27 protein-coding genes are annotated in these 25,457 nt (G+C 66.9%); 14 read left to right on the forward strand and 13 right to left on the reverse strand.

The window, feature by feature from the left end; translation table 11 throughout:
- Positions 1 to 3: 3 nt before the first annotated feature.
- Both E8M01_RS17195 and rpmE read right to left on the reverse strand, forming a co-directional pair.
- Positions 4 to 609, reverse strand: a complete 606-nt coding sequence (locus tag E8M01_RS17195) for a GNAT family N-acetyltransferase (protein ID WP_136961241.1) — start codon at positions 607 to 609, stop codon at positions 4 to 6.
- 260 nt (positions 610 to 869) lie between these two features.
- Entirely contained in the window at positions 870 to 1,103 is a 234-nt protein-coding gene (gene rpmE / locus E8M01_RS17200; RefSeq protein ID WP_136961242.1) for a 50S ribosomal protein L31, read from the reverse strand.
- A gap of 150 nt (positions 1,104 to 1,253) precedes the next feature.
- Between rpmE and E8M01_RS17205 the strand changes: the two genes are divergently transcribed.
- On the forward strand, positions 1,254 to 3,065 hold the full coding sequence (locus tag E8M01_RS17205) for an ABC transporter transmembrane domain-containing protein (protein WP_136961243.1): 1,812 nt from the start codon (positions 1,254 to 1,256) through the stop codon (positions 3,063 to 3,065).
- Here E8M01_RS17205 and E8M01_RS17210 read toward each other — a convergent pair.
- The 8 genes from E8M01_RS17210 to E8M01_RS17245 form a co-directional block, all read right to left on the reverse strand.
- Positions 3,031 to 3,504, reverse strand: a complete 474-nt coding sequence (locus tag E8M01_RS17210) for a GNAT family N-acetyltransferase (RefSeq protein WP_246088764.1) — start codon at positions 3,502 to 3,504, stop codon at positions 3,031 to 3,033. The two genes, E8M01_RS17205 and E8M01_RS17210, sit on opposite strands and share 35 nt — an antisense overlap.
- Complete coding sequence (locus E8M01_RS17215) at positions 3,501 to 4,529, reverse strand: peptidoglycan -binding protein (RefSeq protein WP_136961244.1); 1,029 nt, start codon at positions 4,527 to 4,529, stop codon at positions 3,501 to 3,503. The genes E8M01_RS17210 and E8M01_RS17215 overlap by 4 nt, the downstream gene beginning before the upstream one ends.
- Position 4,530: 1 nt before the next feature.
- Positions 4,531 to 5,526, reverse strand: a complete 996-nt coding sequence (locus tag E8M01_RS17220) for a flagellar motor protein MotA (protein ID WP_136961245.1) — start codon at positions 5,524 to 5,526, stop codon at positions 4,531 to 4,533.
- A gap of 108 nt (positions 5,527 to 5,634) precedes the next feature.
- Positions 5,635 to 7,017, reverse strand: coding sequence for an aminotransferase (locus tag E8M01_RS17225; RefSeq protein WP_136961246.1), 1,383 nt, complete (start codon positions 7,015 to 7,017; stop codon positions 5,635 to 5,637).
- Between the two features lie 100 nt (positions 7,018 to 7,117).
- Complete coding sequence (locus E8M01_RS17230; protein WP_136961247.1) at positions 7,118 to 7,735, reverse strand: ferric reductase-like transmembrane domain-containing protein; 618 nt, start codon at positions 7,733 to 7,735, stop codon at positions 7,118 to 7,120.
- Positions 7,736 to 7,796: 61 nt separating this feature from the next.
- Complete coding sequence (locus E8M01_RS17235) at positions 7,797 to 8,471, reverse strand: HAAS signaling domain-containing protein (protein ID WP_136961248.1); 675 nt, start codon at positions 8,469 to 8,471, stop codon at positions 7,797 to 7,799.
- The gene (locus tag E8M01_RS17240) at positions 8,459 to 8,785 is read right to left on the reverse strand and encodes a PadR family transcriptional regulator (RefSeq protein WP_215908897.1); all 327 of its coding nucleotides are present in this window, start codon (positions 8,783 to 8,785) and stop codon (positions 8,459 to 8,461) included. The genes E8M01_RS17235 and E8M01_RS17240 overlap by 13 nt, the downstream gene beginning before the upstream one ends.
- Before the next feature lie 85 nt (positions 8,786 to 8,870).
- Entirely contained in the window at positions 8,871 to 9,650 is a 780-nt protein-coding gene (locus E8M01_RS17245) for a GNAT family N-acetyltransferase (protein WP_215908898.1), read from the reverse strand.
- A gap of 186 nt (positions 9,651 to 9,836) precedes the next feature.
- Between E8M01_RS17245 and E8M01_RS17250 the strand changes: the two genes are divergently transcribed.
- From E8M01_RS17250 to E8M01_RS17265, 4 genes are all read left to right on the forward strand, one after another.
- Positions 9,837 to 11,255, forward strand: coding sequence for an amidase (locus tag E8M01_RS17250; RefSeq protein ID WP_136961250.1), 1,419 nt, complete (start codon positions 9,837 to 9,839; stop codon positions 11,253 to 11,255).
- 216 nt (positions 11,256 to 11,471) lie between these two features.
- Positions 11,472 to 12,305 (forward strand): hypothetical protein, encoded by an 834-nt coding sequence (locus E8M01_RS17255; protein WP_170181943.1) that lies wholly within the window; start codon positions 11,472 to 11,474, stop codon positions 12,303 to 12,305.
- A 23-nt stretch (positions 12,306 to 12,328) separates the two neighbouring features.
- Entirely contained in the window at positions 12,329 to 13,594 is a 1,266-nt protein-coding gene (locus E8M01_RS17260) for a M16 family metallopeptidase (RefSeq protein ID WP_136961252.1), read from the forward strand.
- Between the two features lie 24 nt (positions 13,595 to 13,618).
- Positions 13,619 to 14,230, forward strand: coding sequence for a GNAT family N-acetyltransferase (locus tag E8M01_RS17265; RefSeq protein ID WP_136961253.1), 612 nt, complete (start codon positions 13,619 to 13,621; stop codon positions 14,228 to 14,230).
- 10 nt (positions 14,231 to 14,240) lie between these two features.
- Here E8M01_RS17265 and E8M01_RS17270 read toward each other — a convergent pair whose 3' ends face one another.
- The 3 genes from E8M01_RS17270 to E8M01_RS17280 form a co-directional block, all read right to left on the reverse strand.
- The gene (locus E8M01_RS17270) at positions 14,241 to 14,609 is read right to left on the reverse strand and encodes a hypothetical protein (protein ID WP_136961254.1); all 369 of its coding nucleotides are present in this window, start codon (positions 14,607 to 14,609) and stop codon (positions 14,241 to 14,243) included.
- 145 nt (positions 14,610 to 14,754) lie between these two features.
- On the reverse strand, positions 14,755 to 15,096 hold the full coding sequence (locus E8M01_RS17275) for a DHCW motif cupin fold protein (RefSeq protein WP_136961255.1): 342 nt from the start codon (positions 15,094 to 15,096) through the stop codon (positions 14,755 to 14,757).
- A 38-nt stretch (positions 15,097 to 15,134) separates the two neighbouring features.
- The gene (locus E8M01_RS17280; protein WP_136961256.1) at positions 15,135 to 15,701 is read right to left on the reverse strand and encodes a DUF4337 domain-containing protein; all 567 of its coding nucleotides are present in this window, start codon (positions 15,699 to 15,701) and stop codon (positions 15,135 to 15,137) included.
- Positions 15,702 to 15,827: 126 nt separating this feature from the next.
- On the opposite strand from E8M01_RS17280, the gene E8M01_RS17285 reads away from it, so the two are divergent.
- The 9 genes from E8M01_RS17285 (at position 15,828) to E8M01_RS17325 (ending at position 25,437) form a co-directional block, all read left to right on the forward strand.
- Entirely contained in the window at positions 15,828 to 16,559 is a 732-nt protein-coding gene (locus E8M01_RS17285) for a TerB family tellurite resistance protein (protein WP_136961257.1), read from the forward strand.
- 89 nt (positions 16,560 to 16,648) lie between these two features.
- The gene (locus E8M01_RS17290) at positions 16,649 to 17,398 is read left to right on the forward strand and encodes a peptidoglycan recognition protein family protein (RefSeq protein ID WP_246088823.1); all 750 of its coding nucleotides are present in this window, start codon (positions 16,649 to 16,651) and stop codon (positions 17,396 to 17,398) included.
- Positions 17,399 to 17,479: 81 nt separating this feature from the next.
- Positions 17,480 to 18,181, forward strand: coding sequence for a M15 family metallopeptidase (locus E8M01_RS17295; RefSeq protein ID WP_246088766.1), 702 nt, complete (start codon positions 17,480 to 17,482; stop codon positions 18,179 to 18,181).
- Between the two features lie 85 nt (positions 18,182 to 18,266).
- On the forward strand, positions 18,267 to 18,926 hold the full coding sequence (locus tag E8M01_RS17300; protein WP_136961259.1) for an HdeD family acid-resistance protein: 660 nt from the start codon (positions 18,267 to 18,269) through the stop codon (positions 18,924 to 18,926).
- A 343-nt stretch (positions 18,927 to 19,269) separates the two neighbouring features.
- Positions 19,270 to 20,241 (forward strand): 16S rRNA (cytosine(1402)-N(4))-methyltransferase RsmH, encoded by a 972-nt coding sequence (gene rsmH / locus E8M01_RS17305; RefSeq protein ID WP_425467741.1) that lies wholly within the window; start codon positions 19,270 to 19,272, stop codon positions 20,239 to 20,241.
- Positions 20,238 to 20,645: a cell division protein FtsL gene (gene ftsL / locus E8M01_RS17310; RefSeq protein WP_211596729.1), complete on the forward strand. Its 408-nt coding sequence runs from the start codon at positions 20,238 to 20,240 to the stop codon at positions 20,643 to 20,645. The genes rsmH and ftsL overlap by 4 nt, the downstream gene beginning before the upstream one ends.
- 53 nt (positions 20,646 to 20,698) lie before the next feature.
- On the forward strand, positions 20,699 to 22,420 hold the full coding sequence (locus E8M01_RS17315; protein ID WP_136961261.1) for a peptidoglycan D,D-transpeptidase FtsI family protein: 1,722 nt from the start codon (positions 20,699 to 20,701) through the stop codon (positions 22,418 to 22,420).
- A 75-nt stretch (positions 22,421 to 22,495) separates the two neighbouring features.
- Entirely contained in the window at positions 22,496 to 23,980 is a 1,485-nt protein-coding gene (locus tag E8M01_RS17320) for a UDP-N-acetylmuramoyl-L-alanyl-D-glutamate--2,6-diaminopimelate ligase (RefSeq protein WP_136961262.1), read from the forward strand.
- Positions 23,977 to 25,437 (forward strand): UDP-N-acetylmuramoylalanyl-D-glutamyl-2,6-diaminopimelate--D-alanyl-D-alanine ligase, encoded by a 1,461-nt coding sequence (locus E8M01_RS17325; RefSeq protein ID WP_246088767.1) that lies wholly within the window; start codon positions 23,977 to 23,979, stop codon positions 25,435 to 25,437. Before E8M01_RS17320 ends, E8M01_RS17325 begins: the two co-directional genes overlap by 4 nt.
- Positions 25,438 to 25,457 lie beyond the last annotated feature (20 nt).

A 25,457-nucleotide genomic window follows, 5' to 3' on the forward strand; every position in this document is an offset into this window, starting at 1 on the left:
AAATCAGCGGCTGTCTTGGCCGCCGAGTTCGGCCGAACGCTTGCGGGCCCGTTTCAAGAGGTTCAGCTGGGCATCGAGCACGGTGGCCGCGACCGATGAACCATCCCGCCAGGCCTCGCGCCAGAGCGACAGCGGATTGGCCGGCTGGGCGCTGACATCGGCGAACACGTCGCCGGAGGCATAGGTGATCTTGCCGTCGAAGCGGGCAGCAAGCCGCTGCATGCCACGATTGGCCGGCAGGCAGGTCATCGCCAGGCTGCGCACGCCACGATTGCGTGCGGTCAGCAGCAGGCGACCGAACAGCGCCGTGCCGACGCCGGTCAAGCGCCAGGCGTCCTCCACCGTGACCGCCACCTCGGCGGCATTGTCGTCCAGCAGGCGCAGTTCGGCGGCGCCGCGCAGCACGCCGTCGACCAGAAAGCCATGGACCAGCGCGTCGGGGCCGAGCGCGGTGTCGGCATAACCGGTTATGGTGTCATCCGAAACGCCTGCGGCGAAGCGGCAATTGCGGGCTTCCGGGTCGAGCCTCAGGAAGTGCTCGCACAACAGTGCGGTCTCCCACGGCATGAGCTTGCGGATTACGCCGGACGCAGTCAGTTCGTCGGTCATCCCTTGGTCCTCGCTTCTCCGCCAATCCGGCGGCACCTGACGTGGAACCCTCGATCCTCGAACGTCGTCTCCCTGGACTGATGTTCTTAGCGCGGGCCTTCGGTCGGGGACCAGTCCTAATTTTGCAGTGCAGCATGACAGCGGCATGATGGCGACCGCGATGCGGCGCGAGGCCTAACGCCAGATGAACAGAACGCACGCAAACGAAAGCCCCGGCCGTGGGGCCGGGGCTTTCTTTCACCAGCAAGAGGCGAAAATGCTTATTTCTTCAGCGAGGCGCTGAGCGTGCCGAAGCGCTGGTTGAAGCGCGACAGGCGGCCGCCGCGATCCATCAGCTGCTGCGAGCCGCCGGTCCAGGCCGGGTGCGACTTCGGATCGATGTCCAGCTGCAGGGTGTCGCCCGGCTTGCCGTAGGTCGAGCGGGTCGTGTACTCGGTGCCGTCGGTCATGACGACCTTGATGGTGTGGTATTCAGGATGGATGCCGGTCTTCATGGGTCGTCCTCAAAGGGCGCCGGATCGGTCATACGCCGGCACGCGGGTCGTCCTGTGACGAGAAGCCGCGCTCATACGCGAAGTTCGTCGGGTTTTCAAGACACGACGGACACCTGATATGCGCATCGCGCAAGAACATGGGATTGCAGCATGACTGTCGCCGCATCGTCCGCAGATCAGCCGACGGACGTTTCGCCGGAGAAGAAGCGCCGCTTGCGGCCGCTGCTCGGGCTGATGCCCTATGCCATGCGCTATCCGGGCCTGCTGATCGGCGCCGCCATTGCCCTGGTCGTGGCTTCGCTCGCGACGCTCGTGGTGCCGCTGGCGATCCGCCGGATGATCGATTTCGGCTTTTCCACCGACGGCATGATCACCCAGTATTTCGGTGTGCTGATCATCGTCGCGCTGGTGCTGGCGATCGCCTCGGCGTCACGCTTCTACCTGGTCACGACCATTGGCGAGCGGGTGGTGGCCGACGTCCGATCGGCCGCCTTCCGGCACCTGACCACGCTGTCGCCGACCTTCTTCGACACTGCCAAGACCGGCGACGTGATCTCGCGGCTGACCGCCGACACCACGCAGATCAAGTCGGCTGTCGGCGTTTCCGTCTCGATCGCACTGCGCAACCTGATCATGTTCGTCGGCGCGGTCGTCATGATGGTGATCACCAGCCCGAAGCTGTCGCTCTATGCGGTCGCGGCGATCCCGCTCCTGGTTCTGCCGCTGGTGGCCTTCGGCCGCGACGTCCGCCGCCGCTCGCGCGTCGCCCAGGACCGGCTCGCCGATGCCTCGGCCTATGCCAATGAGAACATCCAGGCGGTCCGCACCATGCAGGCCTTCACCGCCGAGCGCACCGTGTCCGAGCGTTTCGTCGCCGCGGCGGAAGAAGCCTTTACGACAGCCCGCAGCGCCAACAAGGCCCGCGCCATCCTGACCGCCGTGGTCATCTTCCTGGTTTTCGCCAGCATCGTGGCGATCCTCTGGGCCGGTGCCCAGGAGGTGTTGAGCGGCAGCATGACCAGCGGCCGGCTGTCGCAATTCGTGCTCTATGCCGTGTTCGCCGCCGGCGCCCTGTCGGAGCTCTCGCAGGTCTGGAGCGATATCAGCCAGGCCGCCGGTGCCGCCGAGCGGCTCGCCGAGATCATGCTGATCGAGCCGGCGGTGAAGGCGCCCGCCCATCCGCTGCCGCTGCCGGAGCCGCCGCGCGGCGAGGTTGGTTTTGTCGCGGTGCGCTTCGCCTATCCGGTGCGTCCGGAGAGCAAGGTTCTCGACGGCATCAGCTTCGAGGTCAAGCGCGGCGAAAAGGTCGCCATTGTCGGCCCTTCGGGGGCGGGCAAGTCGACCTTGTTCGCGCTGCTGCTGCGCTTCTACGATCCGGCCGGCGGGCTCATTCGCTTCGACGGCGTGCCGGTCGACCAGGTCGATCCGGAGGCGTTGCGCCGCCGCATCGCCATGGTGCCGCAGGATGTCGCGGTGTTTGCCGCCAGCGTCGGCGACAATATCCGCTACGGCCGGCCGGAGGCCAGCGACGCCGAGGTGGTCGAGGCCGCCAAGCTCGCCTTCGCCGACGAATTCATCATGAAGCTCCCGGGCGGCTATGCGAGCCTGATCGGCGAACGCGGGGTAACGCTGTCGGGCGGCCAGCGCCAGCGCATCGCCATTGCCCGCGCGATCCTGCGCGATGCGCCGCTGCTGCTGCTCGATGAAGCAACGTCGGCCCTCGATGCCGAGAGCGAAACCATGGTGCAGGCGGCACTGGAGCGGCTGATGGAGGGGCGTACCACCCTGGTCATCGCCCACCGCCTGGCGACCGTGCTCAATTGCGACCGCATCCTGGTGATGGACGAGGGCCGCATCGTCGAACAAGGCACCCATGCCGAACTCGCCGCCAGCGGTGGGCTCTATGCCCGGCTCGCCGAACTGCAGTTCAATGGCGGTCAGGCTCCGGCGACCACACCATGACGTCGATCGCGAAACCTTGGCCGTTGATCCGCTCGGCCGTCTTGGCGAAACCCTCGCGCCGATAGAAGGCGATGGCCCTGATATTGTCGGCATTGACGTCGAGCGACAAGCCATTGGGCGACAGGCGCTTGGCCTCGCCCATCAAGGCCTGTCCGACGCCCGAGCCCTGATAGGCAAGGCCAACCAGCATCTGGTCGATCCAGCCGCCGGCCGGATCGACGGTGACCAGGCCGGCGAGCGCGGGTCCGACGAAGGCGAGCGGGATCGCCACGCCGCTGCCGGCGAAGGCGGTGATGCGATCGGTGAACCAGGGGCGCCGCTTGTCGAAATCGATCGCCGGATAGGTCGCCGCCCAGGTCGTTACCCACAGGTCGGCCATGGTGGGCAGCCAGACGGGATCGAAGGCCGAAAGGCGGATCGCTGCCGGCCCGTGCGTCACCGGTCGGTCAGCCGCAGCTCGATGCGCCGGTTGCGCGCCAGCGCCTCCGGGCTGTCGCCCTGTTCGATCGGCTGGAACTCGCCGAAACCGGCGGCGACCAGTCGCTGCGGCGGAATGCCCTTGGTCATCAGATATTGCACGACGGCAATGGCGCGGGCTGCCGACAGGTCCCAGTTCGAGGCGAAGCGGCCGCCGCCGATCGGCCGGGCGTCGGTATGGCCGTCGACCCTCAGCACCCACGGGATGTCGGCGGGGATGTCGCGGGCAACCTGCGTCAATGCTTCGGCGAGCTTGTCGAGTTCGGCCCGTCCACCCGGTTCGAGCACAGCCTGGCCGGAGGCGAAGAACACTTCCGAACCGAACACGAAACGATCGCCGACCACGCGGATATCCGGCCGCTCGGCGAGGATCTCGCGCAGGCGGCCGAAAAATTCCGAACGGTAGCGCGACAATTCCTGAACCCGCTGCGCCAGGGCCAGATTGAGCCGGCGGCCGAGATCGGAAATGCGCGTCTGCGACTCGCGATCGCGTGTTTCGCTGGCCTGCAGCGCGTTTTCGATCGCCGCGAATTGCCGGCGCAGCGCCGCGATCTGCTGGTTCAGCAGTTCGACCTGGGCCAGCGCCGTCTGGGCCGCCTGGCGCTGGACCGAGACTTCGGTTTCGAGCGCCAGCGCCCGGTTGGAGGCGGCTCCCGCCTGTCCCTGGGCCTGCTCGGCCAGTCCTTGCAGCCGGCGGCGGTCCTGTTCGGTGGTGCCGAGCGTCGCGCTGATCGACGACAGGTTCTCCTGCAGACCCTGGCGCTGGCCGCGCTCGAGCTGCAGCAGGTCGCTCAATTCGGCGATCTGCCGGTTCAGCCGGGTCATCACATCGTCCTTGCCGGCGATCTCGCGCGACAGGAAATATTGCGCCAGCATGAACACCGACAGCATGAAGATGATGGCGAGCAGGAAGGTCGACAGGGCGTCGACGAAGCCCGGCCAGTAATCGATGCCGCGTTCGCCGCGGCGGGAGCGCGACAGGGCCATGTCAGACCCGTCCCGCGCGTTCGCGCAGCATCTGTTCCAGCAATTTGCGGATTTCCTTCTGGTCGCCGGCCTGCGCCTCGACCCAGTCGCGGATCATCTGCTGTTCGGTCCGCATATGGGTGACCAGGCCTTGGATGCCTTCGGCGAGATTGGCCATGGCCGCGGTGGCGCGCTGATTGGTCTGGCCTTCGCTCATGGCCTCGCGCAGCCGGTCGAAGGCGCGCTGCAGGTCGGCGACGCTGATGCTTGCGGCAGGCCCGTCGGCCGCCGGGCTGACCACCGACATGTCCTGAACGGTCGACGACAGCCAGTCTTCCACCTCGGTATAGAAGCGGTTCTGCGCCTGGCTCGCCTGCAGGTCGAGGAAGCCGAGCACCAGCGAGCCGGACAGGCCGAACAGCGAGGACGAGAAGGCGATGCCCATGCCGCCGAGCGGCTCGGCCAGGCCTCGCTTCATGTCCTCGAAAATCGTGCCGAGCTCGCCCTGGGTCGACAGGCTGTTGATGACCCGGCCGACCGAGGTGACCGTGTCGATCAGGCCCCAGAAGGTGCCGAGCAGGCCGAGAAAGACCAGGAGGCTGGTCAGATAGCGCGACAGATCGCGGCCCTCGTCGAGCCGGGTCGCCAGCGAATCGAGCAGGCTGCGCATGGTCAAGGTCGAGATCGTCATGCGGCCGACCCGCTCGCCCAGCATGGTCGCCATCGGGGCGAGCAGCACCGGCGCCCGTTCGACCGTGATGCCGGGATCGGCCAAGCGGAAGGAATTGACCCAGGCGACTTCGGGAAACAGCCGGATCACCTGGCGGATGGTCAATAGGATGCCGATCACCGCGACCGCCACGATCAGCCCGTTCAGGCCGGGATTGGCCATGAAGGCGGTCTTGATTTCACGCTGCAGCACCACCGCCACCAGCGCAACGAGCACAAGGAACACGACCATCCGGAACAGGAAGATCCGCGGGGAAGTGACCTTGAAGGGATCGATTTCGCGGGCCATCGGCACTCGTCGGCAGGTTGTGGTGACGCAGAGGCTAACCTGCGCCATCCCGGATGAGAAGCAAGGCGTGTGGCGGCGATATGACGGTGAAAACCGCCGGAGCGCGCATCAGGTTCCGGTCAGCCCCTCCGCCCTGGCGAAGGCATGGGTCTTGTCCAGCGCCCGGGCGGCGCGCGCGAACAGATCGTCGACCTCGTCGGGCGTGATGATCAGCGGCGGACAGAAGGCCAGCGCATCGCCGACGCTGCGCAGGATCACCCCTTCGTCCTCGGCGAATTTCGCAGCCTTCGCGCCGATCCCGGCCTTGGCGTCGAAAGCCTTGCGGCTGGTTTTGTCGGCGACCAGTTCGAGTGCCCCGACCAGGCCGACGCCGCGCGCTTCGCCGACGAGGGGATGATCGCCCAGCGCCTTCAGATGGCCCTGAAATTGCGGCGCCTTGGCCGCCGCGCCCTGGATGATCTTGTCGCGCTGGTAGATTTCCAGCGTCTTCAGCGCCACCGCCGCCCCGACCGGATGGCCGGAATAGGTGAAGCCGTGGCCGAAGGTGCCGATCTTTTTCGATTCGCTGACCAGCGCCTCGTGCATGATCTCCGGGATCATCACCGCACCAACGGGCATGTAGGCCGAGGTCAAGGCCTTGGCGATCGAGATCGCATGCGGCTTGTAGCCGAGCACCGGCGAGCCGAACCATTCGCCGAGCCGGCCGAAACCGCAGATCACCTCGTCGGCGATCATGTAGATGTCATGGGCATCGCACACCGCCATGATCTTCTCGAAATAGCCCTTTGGCGGCACCAGCACGCCGCCGGCGCCCATGACAGGTTCGGCGATGAAGGCGGCGACCGTGTCGGGGCCTTCCTTGATGATCAGCTCCTCGAGCTCGCGGGCGCAGCGCGTCGAGAATTCGTCCTCGGTCTCGCCGTCCTGGCCGAAGCGATAGAAGTGCGGGCATGAGGCATGCAGGATATTGGCGATCGGCAGGTCGAAATCGGTGTGGTTGACCGGCAGGCCGGTGAGCGAGGCGGCCGCCACCGTGACGCCGTGATAGGCCTTGATGCGCGAGATGATCTTCTTCTTTTTCGGCCGTCCGAGCGCATTGTTCATGTACCAGACCATCTTGACCTGGCTGTCATTGGCCTCCGAGCCGGAGCAGACGAAGAACACCTTGGAGATCGGCACCGGCGCGACCTCCTTCAGCTTCTCGGCAAGCTCGATTGCCGGGTCGTGGCTCTTGCCGCCGAACAGATGGGTAAACGACAGTTTCTTCATCTGTTCGTAGGCGGTTTCGGCCAGCTCCTCGTTGCCGTAGCCGAGCGAGGTGCACCACAGCCCCGCCATGCCCTCGATATAGGCCTTGCCGTCGACGTCATAGACATAGATGCCCTTGGCGCGCTCGATGACCAGCGGGCCGGTTTCGCGAATGGTCGCCTGGTTGGTGTAGGGATGGACGAGGGTCTCGACGTCGCGCATCTGAAGGTTGGTCAGCGGCATGGCATCCTCCGGCAAAGCGAGCGGCTTCAAGTGAAGCCGATCCGGCCGGCGAGTGTCAAAGCAGGAGAGACCTGATCGGCGTGCGAGGCGGATGGCCGCGTCAGATGGTCGCCCGTCGGCTGGAGACGCGGAACCTGGCAACCAGGCGCAGCACCAGCACCAGCGCCAGAAGGCCGACGGGGAGGAGATACCAGGCACTCATCGGAACCCGCTTGCCGTTGGCGACGACGAAGCTGATCCAGACGTAATGGCCGCCGGTCCAATGCAGCAGGCGCCAGGCGCGCGGCCCGAGCCAGGCGGCGCTCCGGTCGAACGAGGTTGCCGCCATGGCGGCGATGAACAGATAGGCGAGCCCGCCGGAGACGACGTTGCCGATATTGGTCAATTGCCAGAACAGCAGCGGATCATGGCGCGCCAGGAGGATGATGGCGACGAGATGGATGCCGTGCGATAGCGCGAACGACAGGCCGAGTTGGCGGCGGTTGCGCCTGAGCCAGCGTGTCGGCCCGCTCGGAACCAGCCATGCCAGCGCGGCCGCGGCAAAGGCCATCAGGAACAGCGCCAGCGAGGTCCGTGCCGTCAGGCGGATGATGCTGCGCAGACCATCGCTGTCGCCGGCGGCGAGGCCATAGGCCGCGGCCGTCGCCGCGATCAGGATGACGGCGAGTGTGCCGAGCAGGGGCCAGCTTTCGAGTGATTTCGAGACAAAGGTCCGCATTCCGCGCCTCCAGAGGTCGGTTGCATCGATGATCGGGGAGTTTTTGATGTCGCCGGGCGGCTCAGCCGGCGAGCAGCGCCCTGGCCCGTCCGGTCCGTCGTCGCAAGGTCAGGACCTGCACCATCAGCCAGGTGACGAGACCAAGTTCGACAAGGCTGCCTGCGACGACCAGCAGCGGTGCGAAGCCGAACGCGCCATCGCTGCTCGAGGCGATGCGGGCAAGACCGGCGCCGATCGAGACCACTAATGCGCCAAGGGTCGCGGTGGCGACCAGCGTCACCATCCGGAAGCCGCGCGTGGCCATGTCATCGAGCACCGCGGCCGGCGGCCGCCGGCGCGCGGCGAGCCAACCGCCGCAGCCGATGACCAGCGCGCCGACAAAGGCGTAGCGATCCACCAGCGTTGCGACCAGGCTGGCGGTTCCGCTGTCGGCAAGCCCCAAGGACCTGAGCCGCATGGCCAGGAAGGTTGCCAGGAAGGTCGCGAGAATCACCAGCCAGAGCCGTTCGGTCTGACGGCTCAAGGCGTCCAGCGTGAAAGCCGCGGCGATGCTGCGGGCCGGGCCGATGCGGGCGAGCGCCTGGCGTTCCGCGGCATCCGGCGCGAGGCCCCGGCTGGCGTCCACGGCCTCGGCCAGGTGATCGGCGAATTCATCGCGCACCCGGCGGGCAAGCCGGCGGTCGAAATCCAGTTGGGCTTCGAGATCGTTCAGATAGTGGTCGATCAGGCTGGCCATGGCCGGCCTCCTCCAACAAGGGCTTGGACTGCCCGGGCGAAGCGGTCCCAGACGTCGCGGCGTCTGGCCAGCGCCTTGCGGCCGTCATCGGTCAGCGTATAGACGCGCCGTCGCCGGCCACCGGCGGGCGTGGTCCAGGCGCTTGCCAGGAGCCCCGCCTGTTCCAGCCGGTGCAGGGCCGGGTAGACCGTGCCTTCCGGCAGATCGAAGGTCTGGCCGCTGCGCTGCTTGATTTCTTCGATGATCGCATAGCCGTGTGCCGGCCCCGCCTCCAGCGCGGCGAGTACGATCGTGTCGAGGTGGCCCTTGAGCATTTCCGGTTCCATACCCAGAAACGCTATACCTCGCGTTGCTAGGCGTCAAGTCGACGGCCGCACCGCCTGACGCACGACGGCGTGATTACGGCTTGGTGTCGGTCTTGGCCTTGCGGGTGCCGGCGGCACTGGTCCGCTTGGGCCGGGGCGCCTTGGTCGAAGGCCGAGCCTTCGAAGTGGTCTGGGTGGCCGCTTGTGGGTCGTCGGTCGGCAGGACGACCGGTGCAACCGGCTCGACCACCGCTGTGGCGCCCCGCTTGCTCAGCGGCCGCGGCGGCAGCAGTTCGGCGTCGTTGACCACTTTCTTGGCCAGGAACACCGCGGCGTCGAGCTTGTAGAAGCTCCGGGTGCGATAGAATTTCAGGGCGTGGTTGTTGTTCTCGGCGACCTCAAGGACGAGATGTGTGCAGCCGCGCAGGCGGGCCAGGTGCTCCAGCTGGTCGAGCACGAAGGAACCGAGACCGCGGCCCTGGAAGTCCGGGTGCACCGCCAGCTCTTCGACGAACAGCGGCCGCATGTCGCGCATCCGGAAATAACGCTCGTTCATCCAGTTGTCGGTGCCGAGGATCGCCAGGGCACATTCGGCATAACCGACGATCTGCTCCTTGCCGCTGCCGCTGACCACGAACAGCAACTGCTCGATGCCCTTTTCCTCATAGACCTCGAGAAAGCGCTTTTTCGAGCGCGGCCGCTGATATTCGACCGTCGTCCGGTTGACCTCGCGGAACACCTGCTTGAGGAATTCCCAGGTGCGGTTGAGATCGCGGCGGTGCAGGCGTCGGATCCGCACTTCCGGTTCGACGTCATCGCCGGATTTGAGGGCGGTCCTGGTCGCGTTCATGACGATGGTCTGCTTTCGAGGCACATTTCGTTTCGTCTTATCTTCTTAGCATTTGACGAATTGCGCAAAGCTTGGCTGCGGCAGTCGATTTGTCAGCCCTTCCGAAACGACCCATGACCAGAACGCATAGCGGTCCCACCGCTGCGCCGGTCTTGCCGGCCATGTGGCGGCGGTGCAACGCTGGGCTGGGGCAATCCTGGGGAGCACTGCATGGCCGCTGATCTGTCGTTGATCGAGAAGAGCGCAACCGACATTCTGAGGCTCTTGAAGAAAGACGAGGTCAGTCCTCTCGATCTTCTCGATACACTCGAGGCCAGGATTTCGGCCGTCGATGGTCATGTCAACGCTTTGCCGACTCTGTGCTTTGATCGCGCACGTAAACATGCCAAGGCCCTGATGAAACGCCCGAAGGAAGGGCGCGGATTGCTGATGGGCATCCCGGTTCCGATCAAAGACCTGACCGATGTCGCAGGCGTGCGTTCCACGCAGGGCTCGCCGATCTTCGCCAACCATATTCCCGAGACCTCGAACATTCTGGTCGAGAATCTCGAGGCGAAGGGTGGCATCATCTATGCCAAATCGAACACGCCGGAATTTGGCGCTGGCGCCAACACCTTCAACGAGGTCTTCGGCCGCACGCTGAACCCCTACAATACCAAATTGTCGGCGGCCGGCTCGTCGGGCGGCGCGGCGGTGGCGTTGGCCACCGGCCAGGCCTGGCTCGCCCACGGCTCCGACATGGGCGGCTCGCTGCGCAATCCCGCAAGCTTCTGCGGCATTGTCGGCATGCGTCCGTCGCCCGGCCGCGTCGCCTCGACACCGGGCACCAAGATCGACGCGACGCTCGGCATCGAGGGGCCGATGGCGCGCACGGTCGCCGATCTTGCCTTGCTTCTGGACGCCATGAGCGGCGACGACCACCGCGACCCGCGCTCTTTGCCCGCACCGAAGCGCGGCTTCCGGGCGGCCTTGCGGTCGGCCTGGAAGCCGGCCCGTGTCGCCTATTCGCCCGATCTCGGCATCACCCCGGTCGACCCGGAGGTAAAGGAGATTACCCGCAGGGCGGCCGAACGGTTCGCGGCCGCCGGCGTGATCGTCGAGGAGGCCCATCCCGACTTCTCCGAAGTGCATGAATGTTTCGGCGTCCTGCGCGCCTATGCCTTCGCGGTCACCAAGGCCGAATTGCTGCGCACCCATCGCGACCAGCTGAAGCCCGAGGTGATCTGGAACATCGAGAAGGGCATGCAGTTGACCATGGAGCAGCTGGCCCGCGCCGAGGCGCAGCGCCAGACCATGCTGCAGCGGACGCTGAAATTCTTCGACAGCTATGACCTGATCCTGACGCCCGCGACCATCGTCGCCGCCTATCCGGTCGAGCAGCGCTATGTCGCCGAATGTGACGGCTTCACCTTCCCGGACTATGTCCAGTGGCTGTCGATCGCCTATGCGCTGACCACGGTGTCCTGTCCGGCGCTGTCGCTGCCCTGCGGCTTCACCAAGGACGGCCGGCCGGTCGGGCTGCAGATCGCCGCTCGCCCGCATGGCGAGGACCAGGTGCTGATCGGCGCCAAGATGCTCGAAGACATCCTGTCGCTCGACACGGTCCGCCCGATCGACCCGAGGGGCTGAGCCCGCATCGCCCTTAACACTTCGTCGACCTCGATCGGTGGTTTTGCGCACGCTTTGGTCATCGCGTGTTAAACACGATCGGGGTCGCGTCGGGGTTGTGGGGGTTGGGTCGTGGTTCGCCGCGTCGCGCGTTTTCTTGCCGTTTGCACGGCGCTGTTTCCAGCCCTTTCAGGCTTTGCCGCACCGGTCGCGGCGCAGGATGTCAGGCCATCGGCCATGCCTGACTTCAATGCCGTCGCCACCGCCTCGCGCGGCGTTGCCGGCGGCTATGTCGCCGGCGGGCTCGGCTATGGATCGGCGCCGCCTCGCGCCTTCTCGATCATCGACGGTTATGCCTGTCCGGGCACGACACTGCCCTATATTGGGCCGGTCACCTATGGCGGCGGCTCGGGTTGCGCGACCAATGTCGCGATGAGCGGCGTCACCGCCCATGCGATCCTGGGCTGGAACCTGTCCGGCGGCGAGGGCTGGGTCTCCGGCATCGAGGCCCGCGGCCGGCTCGGCCGGGAAGGCGGAACCGGCCGTCTCGGCGGCACGGCCAACGTCACCATGCCCGGCGTGCCGGCCTATCTGAATTCGGCCAGCGGCGCCTACAAGGCAAGCCTCGACGGCGGACTGGCCCTGTCGTTGCGTTATGGCTACGCCGTCTCGGGCTTCCTGCCTTTCGTGCGCATCGGGCTTGGCGCGGCGCGGCTCACCGAGGCGGTCGACTTCAATGCCACCGGCGCGAAGATCTGCACCATTGTTCCGCCGGGCTGCACGACCGGCGGCACCATCGCCAGCAGCAAATCGAGCTGGCTGCCGTCGGCGGTCATTGGTGCCGGTCTCGAAATTCCGTTCGGCCGGTTCTTTGCCCGTGTCGACGCGGAGGCCGAGGCGGTCTTCGCGCCGTCCCAGAACCTGACCCGAACACTGGTCGGCCAGGCGATCGTCACGGCCGGCGGCGCACCGACCGGCCAGGTGCTGTCGACCAGCGGCAATGCGACGCTGCGCTCGGAAAATTGGATCATTGCGCGCCGATTGATGGTCTCGGGCGGCTTCCGGTTCTGATCCGGGCTCGCTACAATCTGGTCATGACAACACACATGACAACGCTCCCGTCCGGCCTGACGGTCGTGACGGACGCCATGGCGCATCTGAAGACCGCGGCCATCACCGTCACTGTCGGTGTCGGCGGCCGCGACGAGCGCCCCGACGAACACGGCATCAGCCATCTGCTCGAGCACATGGCCTTCAAGGGCACCAGCCGGCGCACCGCGCGCGGCATGGCCGAGGAGATCGAGGCGATCGGCGGCGATCTCAACGCCGCCACCGCCTCGGAAAACACCTCCTATTTCGCCAAGGTGCTGGGCGAGGACTTGCCGGTTGCCGCCGATATCCTGGCCGACATCCTGACCGACCCGCTGTTCGAGGCCGGTGAGCTCGCCAAGGAAAAGAACGTCATCGTCCAGGAGATCGGAGCGGCCGAGGATACGCCCGACGATGTGGTGTTCGACCATTTCGTTGCCGCAGCCTTTCCCGGCCAGCCGCTCGGCCGCACCATCCTGGGCACGCCGCAGGCGGTGCGCTCGGCGACCTCCGACAAGCTGCGCGGTTACATGGGCCGCTCCTATACCGCCCGGAACACCGTGGTGGCGGCGGCCGGCGCGGTCGACCACGACCAGGTGGTCGCCCTGGTCGCCGAAAAATTCGCGCCCTTCACCGACGCCATCGCGCCGGCGCATGAGGGCGCGCGCTACGGCGGCGGCATCAAGACCGTCGGTCGGCCGCTCGAGCAGAGCAATATCGTCATCGGCTTCGAAGGGATCAGCTATCTCGACCCGGCGATCTATGCGATCGGCGTGTTCACCAATCTGCTCGGCGGCGGGCTCTCCTCGCGCCTGTTCCAGGAGGTCCGCGAGGAGCGCGGTCTCTGCTACGAGATCCATTCCTTCCACTGGTCCTATGCCGATACCGGCCTGTTCGGCATCTCGGCCGGCACCGACCCGAAGGACGTCAGCGACCTGACGATACTGACCCTCGACATCCTGCACGCCACCGCGTCCGGCGCGACCGAAGCCGAGATCGGCCGGGCCAAGGCGCAGATGAAGGTCGGCCTGCTCGGCGCGCTCGAAAGCTCGTCGGCGCGCACCGATCAGATGGCGCGTCAGATCCTGGCTTTCGGCCGCCTGCTCGACCTCGACGACATCGCCGCCAAGATCGAGGCCGTGACGATCGATGACGTCCGCGGCTCGGCTGAGAAGCTGGTGCGCTCGTCGCCGATCACCTTTGCCGCGATCGGCCCGAAACGCGGGCTCGACAAGGTGGCGCGGATCGCCGAACAATTCCGTTCGTCATGAGCCCGTCACCGTGAACCCATCGCGATGAACACATCGACCGGCCGTCTGTCGCTGCTGCGCGCCGTAGGCCTCGCCTACGAGCCGCCGGAGCCGATCGTCGGGCGCAAAGTGACATTGCGTGTGCCCGACATGGCCGATTTCGACGCCTGGTCGGGACTGCGTGGCGCGAGCCGCGCCTTCCTAATGCCCTGGGAGCCGGCCTGGCCGCCCGATGATCTGACCCGCCAGGCGTTCCGGCGCCGCGTCGCGCGTTACCGGCAGGACTGGCGTGACGATCAGGGTTACGCGCTGTTCATTCACCGCAACCAGGACGCCGCGGTGGTCGGCGGCATCACGCTGACCAATGTGCGGCGCGGCGTCGCGCAGACCGTCTCGCTCGGCTATTGGATGGGCGAGGCCTTTGCCGGCCAGGGTTACATGAGCGCCGGCGTGCGCACGCTGGTTCCCTATATTTTCGGGCCGCTCGGGTTTCGCCGGATCGAAGCGGCCTGCGTGCCGCACAACACGGCCTCCGTCAATCTGCTCGAGCGGGTCGGCTTCACCCGTGAAGGCCTGGCCCGGCAATATCTCTGCATCAACGGCAACTGGATGGACCATCTCCTGTTCGCGATGGTCAAGGGCGACCCGCTGTCCTGATCGGTAGCGCTCAGAAGCCGGACAGGGTCACGCCGATCTCGGTGATCCAGAGGGCAACGGCCGTGCCGGCCGAATACCAGCCAAAGGTCGAGGCGGCTTCCCTGTTGGCTCTGCCGATCAACCGGCGCGCGACCGCCCGCGGCGGCCGTTCCTCGCGCTTCAGCCCGCTCCAGACTTCGGTGCCTTCCGGCTCGCGCAACGGCGCCCGGTCGGCGCGAAACATCAGGAGTGCAGCGACCAGCGTGAAACCGATCGCTCCCGCCTTCAAGGCCAGGACCGGGTCGCCGGCGAGGGTGAACATCACGCCGATCACGCCGAGCACGGCCAGGCCGGACTCGCGCGCCGCCCATGCAAAAGCCAATTCCCTGATCCGCTCCATGGCGACCTCCAGGGCAATCGAGTGATTTGCCGCCTCCAATATGTTGCGCTGCAATATCGCCCGCAAGATCGGGGAAGTCCTTATACGAAAGTCTTAGAACGAAAGTATAAGATTGTGGCGGTCGGCCGGGGCCGATCGCGATCCCTCAATCGACGATGAACAGCCGGGCGCCCTTGGGTGCCCGCGACCGGTGCGCTTCGGCATTGTCGGCGACCTGGTAGCTCATCCCGGGTTTGAGCAGGAAGACGCGGCCGTCGGCCAGCGTCGTTTCCAGTTCGCCGTCCAGGCAGAACAGGACATGGCCCTTGGAACACCAGTGATCCGAGACATAACCCGGCACATATTCGACCATGCGCACGCGGATCGGGTTGTCGGCGGGCCCGAAATGCTGGGTCCGCCACAAGGCATGGCCGACATCGCCGGCATGGCGGGTCGGCTCGACCGTCGACCAGTCGACGGTGTTGAAGGCAATCTCTGACATGCGCATGGCGGCACCTCGTTCATAAGTGGTGCCGCCAGGATAGGTCAGAAAAGGTGGATCGTCCCCGGCGCCAAAACCCCAAGAGCCATGAAGCCGATGCCGACGATGCCGAGGCCGCCGGCGAGCCAGGCGAGCGCGAAGGCGCCGGTGATGACCGTGGCGGAGGCCAGAACGATGCCGATCTGGAACGCCGCCGAGGCAACTTCGAAGTCGTGATAGGCCTTGTATTTCTTGTCGCGTTTCTTCTCCGCGGCCAGCGCCCGGGCCGACAGTTCGCGGCGACCTTCCTGGGTCTCCGGCTCGCTGTCCCAGCGCTGCGCCGAGCGCTGCCAGGCCTCGATCTGGCGGGTCATCGCGGCCTTTGCCGCCGCGTCGGTCAAGACGTCGCGGGTGATCGTCATGTCCTCGGCGGCGGTGCGCACATTGGTCATGCGGATCGTCTTGGCCTGGAAGAAGGCCCAGAGGTTGGAGGCCTCGACATTGGAATTGATCGCGTCGGTCTGCGCGCTCTTGCCCGCCGTCTCGGCCAGGGCGAGCAGCAGCGCCATCACGGCGATCAGCAGGGCGATCTTCTTGTTGGAGGCATCGAGATGGGCGTGGCCGCCGGACATAGGTGATTCCTTATGAGGCAAGGACGACGGGTAACCGTGTGCCGTTTCGTCAGGTAGGGCGCAAGGGGAAGCGGCTTTTTGCCGCTTGCTCTTTGCCTGGTGGCCCGAACAGCCTAAACAGCAGTCATGACAATATGGGGAAAACTGGGCGGCGCGGCCGCGGGTTTTGCACTGGGAGGGCCGATCGGGGCGCTGGCCGGCACGCTCGCCGGGCATTTTCTGGTCGACGAAGGTTTGCTCGCGCCCGACGCGCGCCCGCCGCGCGAAACCGTCGCCTTCACGGTCGGCCTGGTGGCGCTTGCCGCCAAGATGGCCAAGGCCGACGGCGTCATCACCTGTAACGAAGTCGACGCGTTCCGTCGGCTGGTCAAGATCGCGCCGGAGGACGAACCGCGCGTCGTAGCCCTGTTCGATCTTGCCAAGCAGAGTGTCGCCGGCTTCGACGCTTATGCCCGTCAGTTGCGCGATCTCTTGAAGGATGAGCCGAAGACGCTGGAGGACCTGCTCGACGGCCTGTTCGGCATCGCCACCGCCGATGGCGCGGTGCATGAAGCGGAACTGGCCTATCTCGCGGAAGTGGCTTCGATCTTCGGGCTCAGCGAGGCCGAGTTCGAATGCGTCAAGTCGCGCCATGTGGTGATCGGCGGCGGCGCCGATCCCTATCGCGTGCTCGGCATTGCCCCTGACGTGTCGAACGAGACAATCAAGACCACCTGGCGGGCGCTCGTCACCGAGTATCATCCGGACAAGCTGATGGCCCGCGGCGTGCCGGCCGAAATGATAGCGCTCGCGACCGCCAAGATCGCCGCGATCAACGCGGCCTACAGCACCTTGCGCAAGGCGAGGGGATTTGCGTGAGCGGCGGTCCCAAGAATCACCATCACGATCAGCATCACGATGACGACCACGATCACCATCATGATCTGGTCGACGACGTGGTGCTGCCGGTGGAACGGCCGGATTCGGCCCTTGTCGCATCGCTCTCGGCTTCGCCCAACCATGATGGCCGCAAGGGCGTCGAGCGGCCGGACATGCTGATATTGCATTATACCGGCATGCGGGACGGACTTGCGGCGCTGCGGCGGCTGTGTGACCCGAACCCGCCGCGGGTTTCGGCGCACTATGTCGTCTTCGAGGACGGCGAGATCGTCCAGAGCGTTGCCGAGGAGCGGCGGGCCTGGCATGCCGGCATCGGCTCCTGGGAGGGCCGCGGCGACGTCAATTCGCGGGCGATCGGCGTCGAGATCGTCAATCCCGGCCATGAATTCGGCTACCGGCCTTTTCCCGAGGCCCAGATCGAGGCGGTGACCGCGCTTGCCGGCGACATTGTCGGCCGCCACGGCATCGCGCCGCGCCATGTGCTGGGCCATTCCGACACCGCGCCGCTGCGCAAGCAGGATCCGGGTGAACTGTTTCCCTGGTTCCGGCTGGCCGCCGCAGGCGTCGGCCTGTGGGTTCCGCCGGCGCCGTTCCAGGACGGCAAGGCCTATTCGCCGGGCGAGGAGGGTCCACCGATCCAGGCGGTCCAGGCGCTGTTCGCCATGCTCGGCTACGACGTCCAGGTCACCGGTGTCTATGACAGGCTGACCGAGGCCGTCGTCACCGCCTTCCAGCGGCACTGGCGCCAGGACAGGGTCGATGGCGTTGCCGATGCCTCGACCTTGAAGACCCTCAGGGATCTGCTCGCGGCGCGGTGAGGCTGCCGGATGCGTCGACTTGTTTGGATTCTCTTGACGACCGTCACGCTGTCGGCGCCCGTGATCTTGGCGCCCCGGGCCTTGGCCGATACCCCAGGCCTGCCGGCGGGTTTTGTCCATCTCGCGGCGATCGATCCCAGCATTCGCCAGGACATCCGCTACCACGGCAGTTTCAATTTTGTCGGCCGTCCGATCGCCGGCTATCGCGCCGCGGAATGCATTCTGACCGACAAGGCGGCGCGCGCCTTGAGCGCAGCCCAGGCCGAGCTCGCCAGCCGCGGTCTGACGCTGGTGGTCTGGGATTGCTACCGGCCGGTGCAAGCGGTCCAGGATTTCATGGCCTGGAGCCGCGATGCCGGTGACGATCGGATGCGCCGGGTGTTCTACCCGCAGGTCGACAAGCGGACACTCTCGGCCGAGGGCTATATTTCCGCCCGCTCGACCCATTCCCGCGGCAGCACCGTGGATGTCGGCGTGGCGCGCGCCGGCGCGGCGCGCGGCGCCAGTGGCGGGCAGGGCGCCTGCACCGCGCCTCCCGGGCAGCGGGTCGACGACGGCACGCTCGATCTTGGCACGGCCTTCGACTGCTTCGATCCGCGCTCGGGGCTTGCCGATCGGCGCATCGGGTCGGTGGCGCGGGCAAATCGCCTGATGCTGCTGCAGGTGATGACCCGGCATGGCTTTCGGGGATATCCCCGGGAATGGTGGCATTTCCAACTAAGGAACGAACCCTTCCCCAACCAGACCTTTGATTTTCCGGTCGTTTCCCGCGGAAATCGATAGCGCCCGGCATGGCCGCCGTGCCGTGCATGCCTGGACTTTGCGACCGGAAGGCGCATTCTGCCGTGATCAATTGGGAGACTTGACCATGACGGACACGGCTCGCACGGGGCACTCGCTCGGCTCCCACCTTATTCCGCTTCGTCGCAACTGGGGCTGGCTGATGGGCGCCGGCGTCATTCTCATCCTGCTCGGCATGGCCGGGCTGGTGCTGACCTTCCTGTTCAGCATCGCCAGCACCTTGTCGTTCGGCGCCATGATGCTGATCGGCGGCGGCGTGCTGCTGGTCGATGCGTTCCGTCGTGAAGGCTGGAAGAGCCGGATCCTGATGCTGCTGGTGGCGCTGCTCTATATCGTCACCGGCGCACTGGTCTTCTACAATCCGATCTCGGCCTTGGCCGCCCTGACATTGCTGGCCGGTTCGGCCCTGCTGGCGGTCGGCATCTTGCGCATCATCATGGCGTTTCAGCTCAGGCCTGCCGATGTCTGGGTCTGGGTGCTGGTGTCCGGGCTCCTGTCGCTGGTGCTCGGCGTGCTGATCGTGGCGCAATGGCCCATGTCCGCCACCTGGGTGCTCGGCACCTTCCTGGCGATCGAACTGATCTTCCAGGGCTGGTCTTACGTGATGCTGGCCCAGGCCGTGCGCTCGACCTTCGATGGCGTCAGGCCGCGGCCGGTACCGGCACCGGCCGCCGCGGCGCCCGAGGCCGGTCAGCCGAGCCCGCCCCCGCCTCCCTCGGCTGCCTGACCGAGAAACATTTAATTTGGCGCGCCCGGCCCCGGTTTCGACCGGTTCCGGGCGTTTGCTCGTCCACCGCGGCATGGTCACCAAAGTCTTGCCGAAACCCTTTGTTAACCGCGGATCGCGCTAATGAAGCGTTGACGACACGGACCCTGTGACATGGGCGTCCTCGGGCGTGATCGTCACCGACGCCCGTGATGCCATGCCGGTCGAAAACGAGTTGCATTTCCCGACGCCGTTCCCGCGCGAGGCCAGCGCTTGGACCCGGCATCGGCGGCTCGGACCAGGCTCCCGGTCGCGATCGAGAGTGGCAAGGCGTGGGAGCGTGTGGATGACGACGGGTCGCGGCATGACAGGGACCGATGCCGCTGGCGGACCGGCCCGTCACGTCCCCGTGCTCCTGGCCGAGGTGATCGAGGCGCTGGCGCTTCGCCCGGGCGCCCTGGTCATTGACGCAACATTCGGCGCCGGCGGCTACAGCCGGGCCATTCTCGCCGCGCCGGGCACCCAGGTGATCGGCATCGACCGCGACCCGACCGCGATCGCCGGAGGCAGCGCCCTGGTGGCCGAGGCCAAGGGCCGCCTGACGCTGGTTCAGGACCGCTTTTCCCAGCTCGATCAGGTGGCCGCGACGCTCGGCCACGACGAGGCCGATGCCGTCGTGCTCGATATCGGCGTGTCGTCGATGCAGATCGACGAGGCCGGCCGCGGCTTCTCGTTCCGCTTCGATGGGCCGCTCGACATGCGCATGGCGATAGCGGGAGAAAGCGCCGCGGATCTGATTGCCCGGCTGCCGGAAGCCGAGCTCGCCGATCTCATCTACACCTATGGCGAGGAGCGGCTGTCCCGCCACATCGCCCGCGCCATCGTGCGTGAACGGGCCTTGGAGCCGATCGTCACCACCCGGCGGCTTGCCGACATTGTTGCCAAGGTGGTCCGGTCCAAGCCCGGCGACATCCATCCGGCGACCCGCACCTTCCAGGCACTGCGCATCGCCGTGAACGAGGAACTGGCCGAGCTCGAACAGGCGCTGGCAGCGGCCGAGCGCATCCTCAAATCCGGCGGGCGGCTGGTCGTTGTCACCTTCCATTCGCTCGAAGACCGTATCGTCAAGCAGTTCCTGGTCGAGCGCTCCGCCCGGACCGCCGGCGGCTCGCGCCACGTGCCGGCCGCCAAGGTGCCGGACCCCACCTTCCTCTTGATCACCCGCAAGGCGGTCGCGGCCGGCGAGGCGGAAAGCACAGCCAATCCGCGCGCCCGCTCGGCCAAGCTTCGGGCGGCGGAACGAACCGGCGCGCCGGCGCGGGAGGCGCGGTCATGATGCGTTTCCTCAACATTCTGGTCGTCGCGGCGCTGATCATTGCCGCCGTCGTCGTCTACCGGGTCAAATACGAGGCGACGCGCCACGCCGAGGAGGCGGCGCGGCTGAAGCTGGAGATCAGCCGCGAACGCGAGGCGATCGCCGAGCTCAAGGCGCAATGGGCCAAGCTGAACCGCCCGGATCGCCTGCAGGCGCTGGCCGAACGCCATCTGAGCCTGCGCCCGCTGGCCATCGATCAGTTGAACAATCTCAACAATCTACCGGACAAGCCATTCGTCGACCCGGATCCGATCGGTTCCATGCTGGAGGCCATGGACGGCAGCGGCGCGACCGATCCGAACGCCACCGGGTCGATCAGGCCAACCCCCGTGCCGTCGCGCCGGCCGCAGCAGGGAGCTCGTTGATGGAGCCGAATCCCACCGAGCCGAACGCGAACGGGCCGCGGCCGAGGTTTCTGATGCGCGCCCGGCTGTTCTTCGCCTGGCTGCTCGCCGGTCCGCAAGCGGAGCGGTTGAAGAAAGCCAAATCGCGCGTCGTCCTGGCCATGGTCAGCTTCGCCGGCCTCTACCTGATCATCGCGACGAGCATGATCCTTTATGCCGTCAACGGCGACCCGTCGCAGCGCAATGCCGGCCGCGCCCAGGACGCGGTGTCGTCGGCACGCCCCGACATCATCGACCGCAATGGCGAAGTGTTGGCGACCGATATCCGCACCCAGTCCCTGTTCGCCGAGCCGCGCAAGCTCGCCGCGGCCTTCGATGTCGACGAGGCGACCGAGCTTCTGACCGCCGTGCTGCCGGATCTCGACCAGCGCGAAGTGCGCGAGCGCCTGCGCTCCGGCAAGGGTTTCGTCTGGCTGCGCCGCGAGATCACCCGCGAGCAGCAGGCGCAGATCCATCGGCTGGGCATTCCCGGTATCGGTTTCCTGCGCGAAGCCAAGCGCTCCTATCCCAACGGCCCGACGCTCTCCCACGTGCTCGGCCATGTCGATGTCGACAACCAGGGCATTGCCGGTCTCGAGCGCTATATCGACGGGCGGGGCCTGGCCGAGCTGCATCGCGCGGGTTTCGCCACCAGCCGCAACCAGGAACCGGTCCAGCTGTCCATCGACCTGCGCGTCCAGCATGTGCTGCGCGACGAGATGATCAAGGCCTTCCAGCGCTTCCGGGCCAAGGCCGCGGCCGGCGTCATCATGGACGTCGACACCGGCGAGATCATCGCCATGGCCTCGATCCCCGATTATGACCCGAACCACCCGGGCGGCTCGCAAGGCGACGACCGGATCAACCGGCTGACCACCGGCGTGTTCGAAATGGGCTCGGTGATGAAGTCGCTGACCTCGGCCATGGCCATGGATTCCGGCCGCTTCAACATCAATTCGCAGATCGATGCGCGTTTCCCGCTCAGCATCGGCCGGCACCAGGTCAAGGATTTCCACGCCCAGCGCCGGGTGCTATCGCTGCCCGAGGTGTTCACCTATTCCTCCAATATCGGCACCAGCCGCCTGGCCCTGACGCTTGGCGGCGAGCATCAGCGCAATTTCCTGCGCCGCATGGGCCAGTTGACCCGGCTGCAGACCGAACTGCCGGAAAGCGCTGCGCCGTTGGTGCCGCGCCGCTGGGCCGAGATCACCACCGCGACGGTCTCGTTCGGCCATGGACTGTCGGTGGCGCCGCTGCAGGCGGTGATGGGCACGGCTGCCCTGGTCAATGGCGGCCTGCTGATCACGCCGACCTTCCTGCGCCGCACCCAGGAGCAGGCGCGCGCGGTGGCAACCCGCGTCATCCGGCCGGAAACCTCGGCCAACATGCGCTTCCTGATGCGGCTCAACGCCGAGCGCGGCTCGGGCCGGCGTGCCGACGTCGAGGGCTATTATGTCGGCGGCAAGACCGGCACCGCCGAAAAGGTCATTGGCGGCCGTTATGCCAAGGATCGGCTGCTCAATTCGTTCATGGCGGTGTTCCCGGCCGACCAGCCGCGCTACATCCTGCTGATCATGCTCGACGAACCGAAGGGCATTCCGGAGACCCATGGCCTTGCGACCGCCGGCTTCAACGCCGCTCCGACCGCCGGCCGGGTGATCGCCAGGGCAGCCCCGCTTCTCGGGCTGCAGCCGCGCTTCGACATGGCGCCCGCCATGCAGACCATCCAGGTCGGCTTTCGCGGCGCCGGGCGCTAAAATCGCCGTCTGCGCAGTGCATTCCATGCTCGCTTGGCCGAGCGCGCCCCAAGTCTCCCGCCACCCGATGCCGCCATGGATCTCGCCGCCCTCCTGAAAGACGATGCCCCAGCCGCCCTGGCGCCCATACCGGTCACCGGCCTCACCGCCGACAGCCGCGCGGTCAGGGCCGGTAGTGTTTTTTTTGCCCTGAAGGGCGAGAAAACCGACGGCATGGCCTATGCGGAGGCCGCGGTCAGGGCCGGGGCCGCGGCTGTCGTCACCGACAGCATGGACGGGCCGTCCGATATTGCCGGCGTTCCGGTGGCCAGGGTCGCCAATGCCCGCCGGGCCCTGGCGCTCGCCGCCAGCCGGTTCTATCCGCGCCAGCCGGCGACCATCGCGGCGGTCACCGGCACCTCCGGCAAGACCTCGGTCGCGGCCTTCCTGCGCCAGATTTTCGCGGCCCAGGGCTTCGCTGCCGCCTCGATCGGGACGGTCGGCGTGGTCCGCCCCTCCGGCGAGGTCTATGGCGGCCTGACCACGCCGGACCCGCTGACCCTGCACGAGACGCTCGACACCCTGGCCGGCGAAGGCGTCACCCATCTTGCCTTCGAGGCCTCGTCGCACGGGCTCGATCAATTCCGCCTCGACGGCGTCAGGATCGCCGCCGCGGCCTTCACCAACCTGTCGCGCGACCATCTCGACTATCACCTCACCGTCGAGGCCTATCGCGCCGCCAAGCTGAGACTGTTTGCCGAACTGCTGCCCGCCGACGGAACGGCGGTGGTGATGACGAGCCCGGACGGGCAGTTTTTCTCCGAAGCCGCGCGGCGGCGAGGCCAGCGGCTGATCGAGATCGGCCGGACCGGCCAGGACCAGACCGGTGGCATCGTCATTCGCCGGGAAATCATCGACGGCGCCGGCCAGATCGTCGAGGCGGCGGGTTTCGGCGAAAGCTTCATCACCCGCATTCCGCTGCTCGGCAGTTTCCAGGTCGACAACGCCCTGGTCGCGGCGGCCCTTGCCATTGGCTGCGGGGTTGCGCCCAAGGCGGCTTTCGCCGCGCTCGAACATCTCGAAGGCGCCAAGGGCCGGCTCGATTTTGTCGGCGCCAAGGACGGCGCGCCGGTCGTGGTCGACTATGCCCACAAGCCCGACGCGCTCGACAAGGTGCTGGAGGCGTCCCGCCCCTTTGCCGCCGGCCGCCTCGTCGTGGTGTTCGGTTGCGGCGGCGATCGCGACGCCGGAAAGCGGCCGATCATGGGCCGTATTGCCGTGGAACGGGCCGACCGGGTCATCGTTACCGACGACAATCCGCGCTCCGAGAACCCGGCCGCCATTCGCGCCGCGATCCTGGCCGCGGCGCCCGGCGCCGAGGAAATCGGCGACCGGACCGAAGCGATCCGCACCGCGGTGCGCGACCTGAAATCGGGTGATCTCCTGGTGATCGCCGGAAAAGGCCATGAATCCGGCCAGATCGTCGGGTCCATCACGCTTCCCTTCTCCGATCATGAGGTTGCGGCGAAGGCCATCCGCGATTTTCAGACGAAAGCCGCCTCGAAAGGGTCTGCCGCATGAGCATGCCGAGCAACAGTGAAGGCCATCCGCTCTGGACCACCGAGGCGCTGGCCCGCGCCATGGGCGCGCGCAGCGTCGGCACGCCGGCGAAGGTCGTCACCGACATTTCCATCGACAGCAGGACCCTCGAACCGGGCGAAGCCTATGTGGCGATCAAGGGCCTCGCCCATGACGGCCATGGCTTTGTCGCCGCCGCGCTCGACAAGGGCGCCGCTCTCGCCGTGGTCTCCGAGGACTGGGCCGCCACTGCGCCGGCCGGCCGTTACCTGATCGTCGCCGATCCGTTGAAGGCGCTTGAAAAGGCCGGCATCGCCGCACGTGCGCGCACCGCGGCGCGCATCGTCGCGGTCACCGGGTCGGTCGGCAAGACCTCCAGCAAGGAGGCGCTGGCCCATGTGCTGGCGCGCGAGGGCCGTACCCATGCCCCGCCGAAGAGCTTCAACAACCATATCGGCGTGCCGCTGACGCTCGCCCGCATGCCGGCGACCAGCCAGTTCGGCGTCTTCGAGATCGGCATGAACCATTCCGGCGAGATCACGCCGCTGACCCGCATGGTCCGGCCGGATGTCGCCGTGGTCACCACGATCGAGGCGGTGCATCTGGAAAATCTTGGCTCGATCGAGGCGATCGTCGACGCCAAGGCCGAAATCTTCGCCGGCGTCGAGCATGGCGGGGCCGCCGTGCTGCCGCGCGACAGCCGCTTCTTCGACCGGCTGGCGCGCGCCGCCCGGGCCGCCGGCATCGACACCATCCTGTCTTTCGGCGAGCACGAAGAGGCCGACGTCCGGCTGCTGCGCGTCTCGCTTTCGGCCCAGTGCTCGACCGTCCATGCCCGGGTCATGGGCCAGGAGGTCACCTATAAGCTGGGCTCGCCCGGCCGGCATCTGGCGATGAATTCGCTGGCCGTGCTGGCGGCCGCCAAGCTCGCCGGCGCCGATCTGGCGATCGCCGCGATCGCGCTCTCCGACATGCGGGCCGTCTCGGGCCGCGGCGAGCGTTCGCAGCGCCGGTTGCCCCATGGCAGCTTCACGCTTCTGGACGAGAGCTACAACGCCAATCCGGTGTCGATGCGCGCCGCCTTCGCGGTGCTCGGCGCGGTCAAGCCGGCCCCGAAGGGCCGCCGCATCGCCGTGCTCGGCGACATGCTGGAGCTCGGCGCCGAGGGCGAGGCCCTGCATGCCGGCCTCGTCGGGCCGCTCGCCGACGCCCATGTCGATCTGGTCTTCTGCGCGGGACCGCTGATGGAAAATCTCTGGAAGGCCTTGCCAGTCGGCCGTCGGGGTGCTTATGCCCCGACCGCCGCCGAACTGGAGTCTGAGGTGATCCGCACGCTCAGGTCTGGCGACATCGTCATGGTCAAGGGGTCGCGCGGCAGCCGCATGGCGCCGCTGGTCGAGACCCTGAAAGCCAAGTTTCCCGCCGAGGTCACCGACGACGCCCATCTCGGCGCGGCCTGAGATACGAGAGATACCCGAGA

Origin of the sequence: Phreatobacter stygius, assembly GCF_005144885.1 — a bacterium.
Classification (GTDB): Bacteria; Pseudomonadota; Alphaproteobacteria; order Rhizobiales; family Phreatobacteraceae; genus Phreatobacter; species Phreatobacter stygius.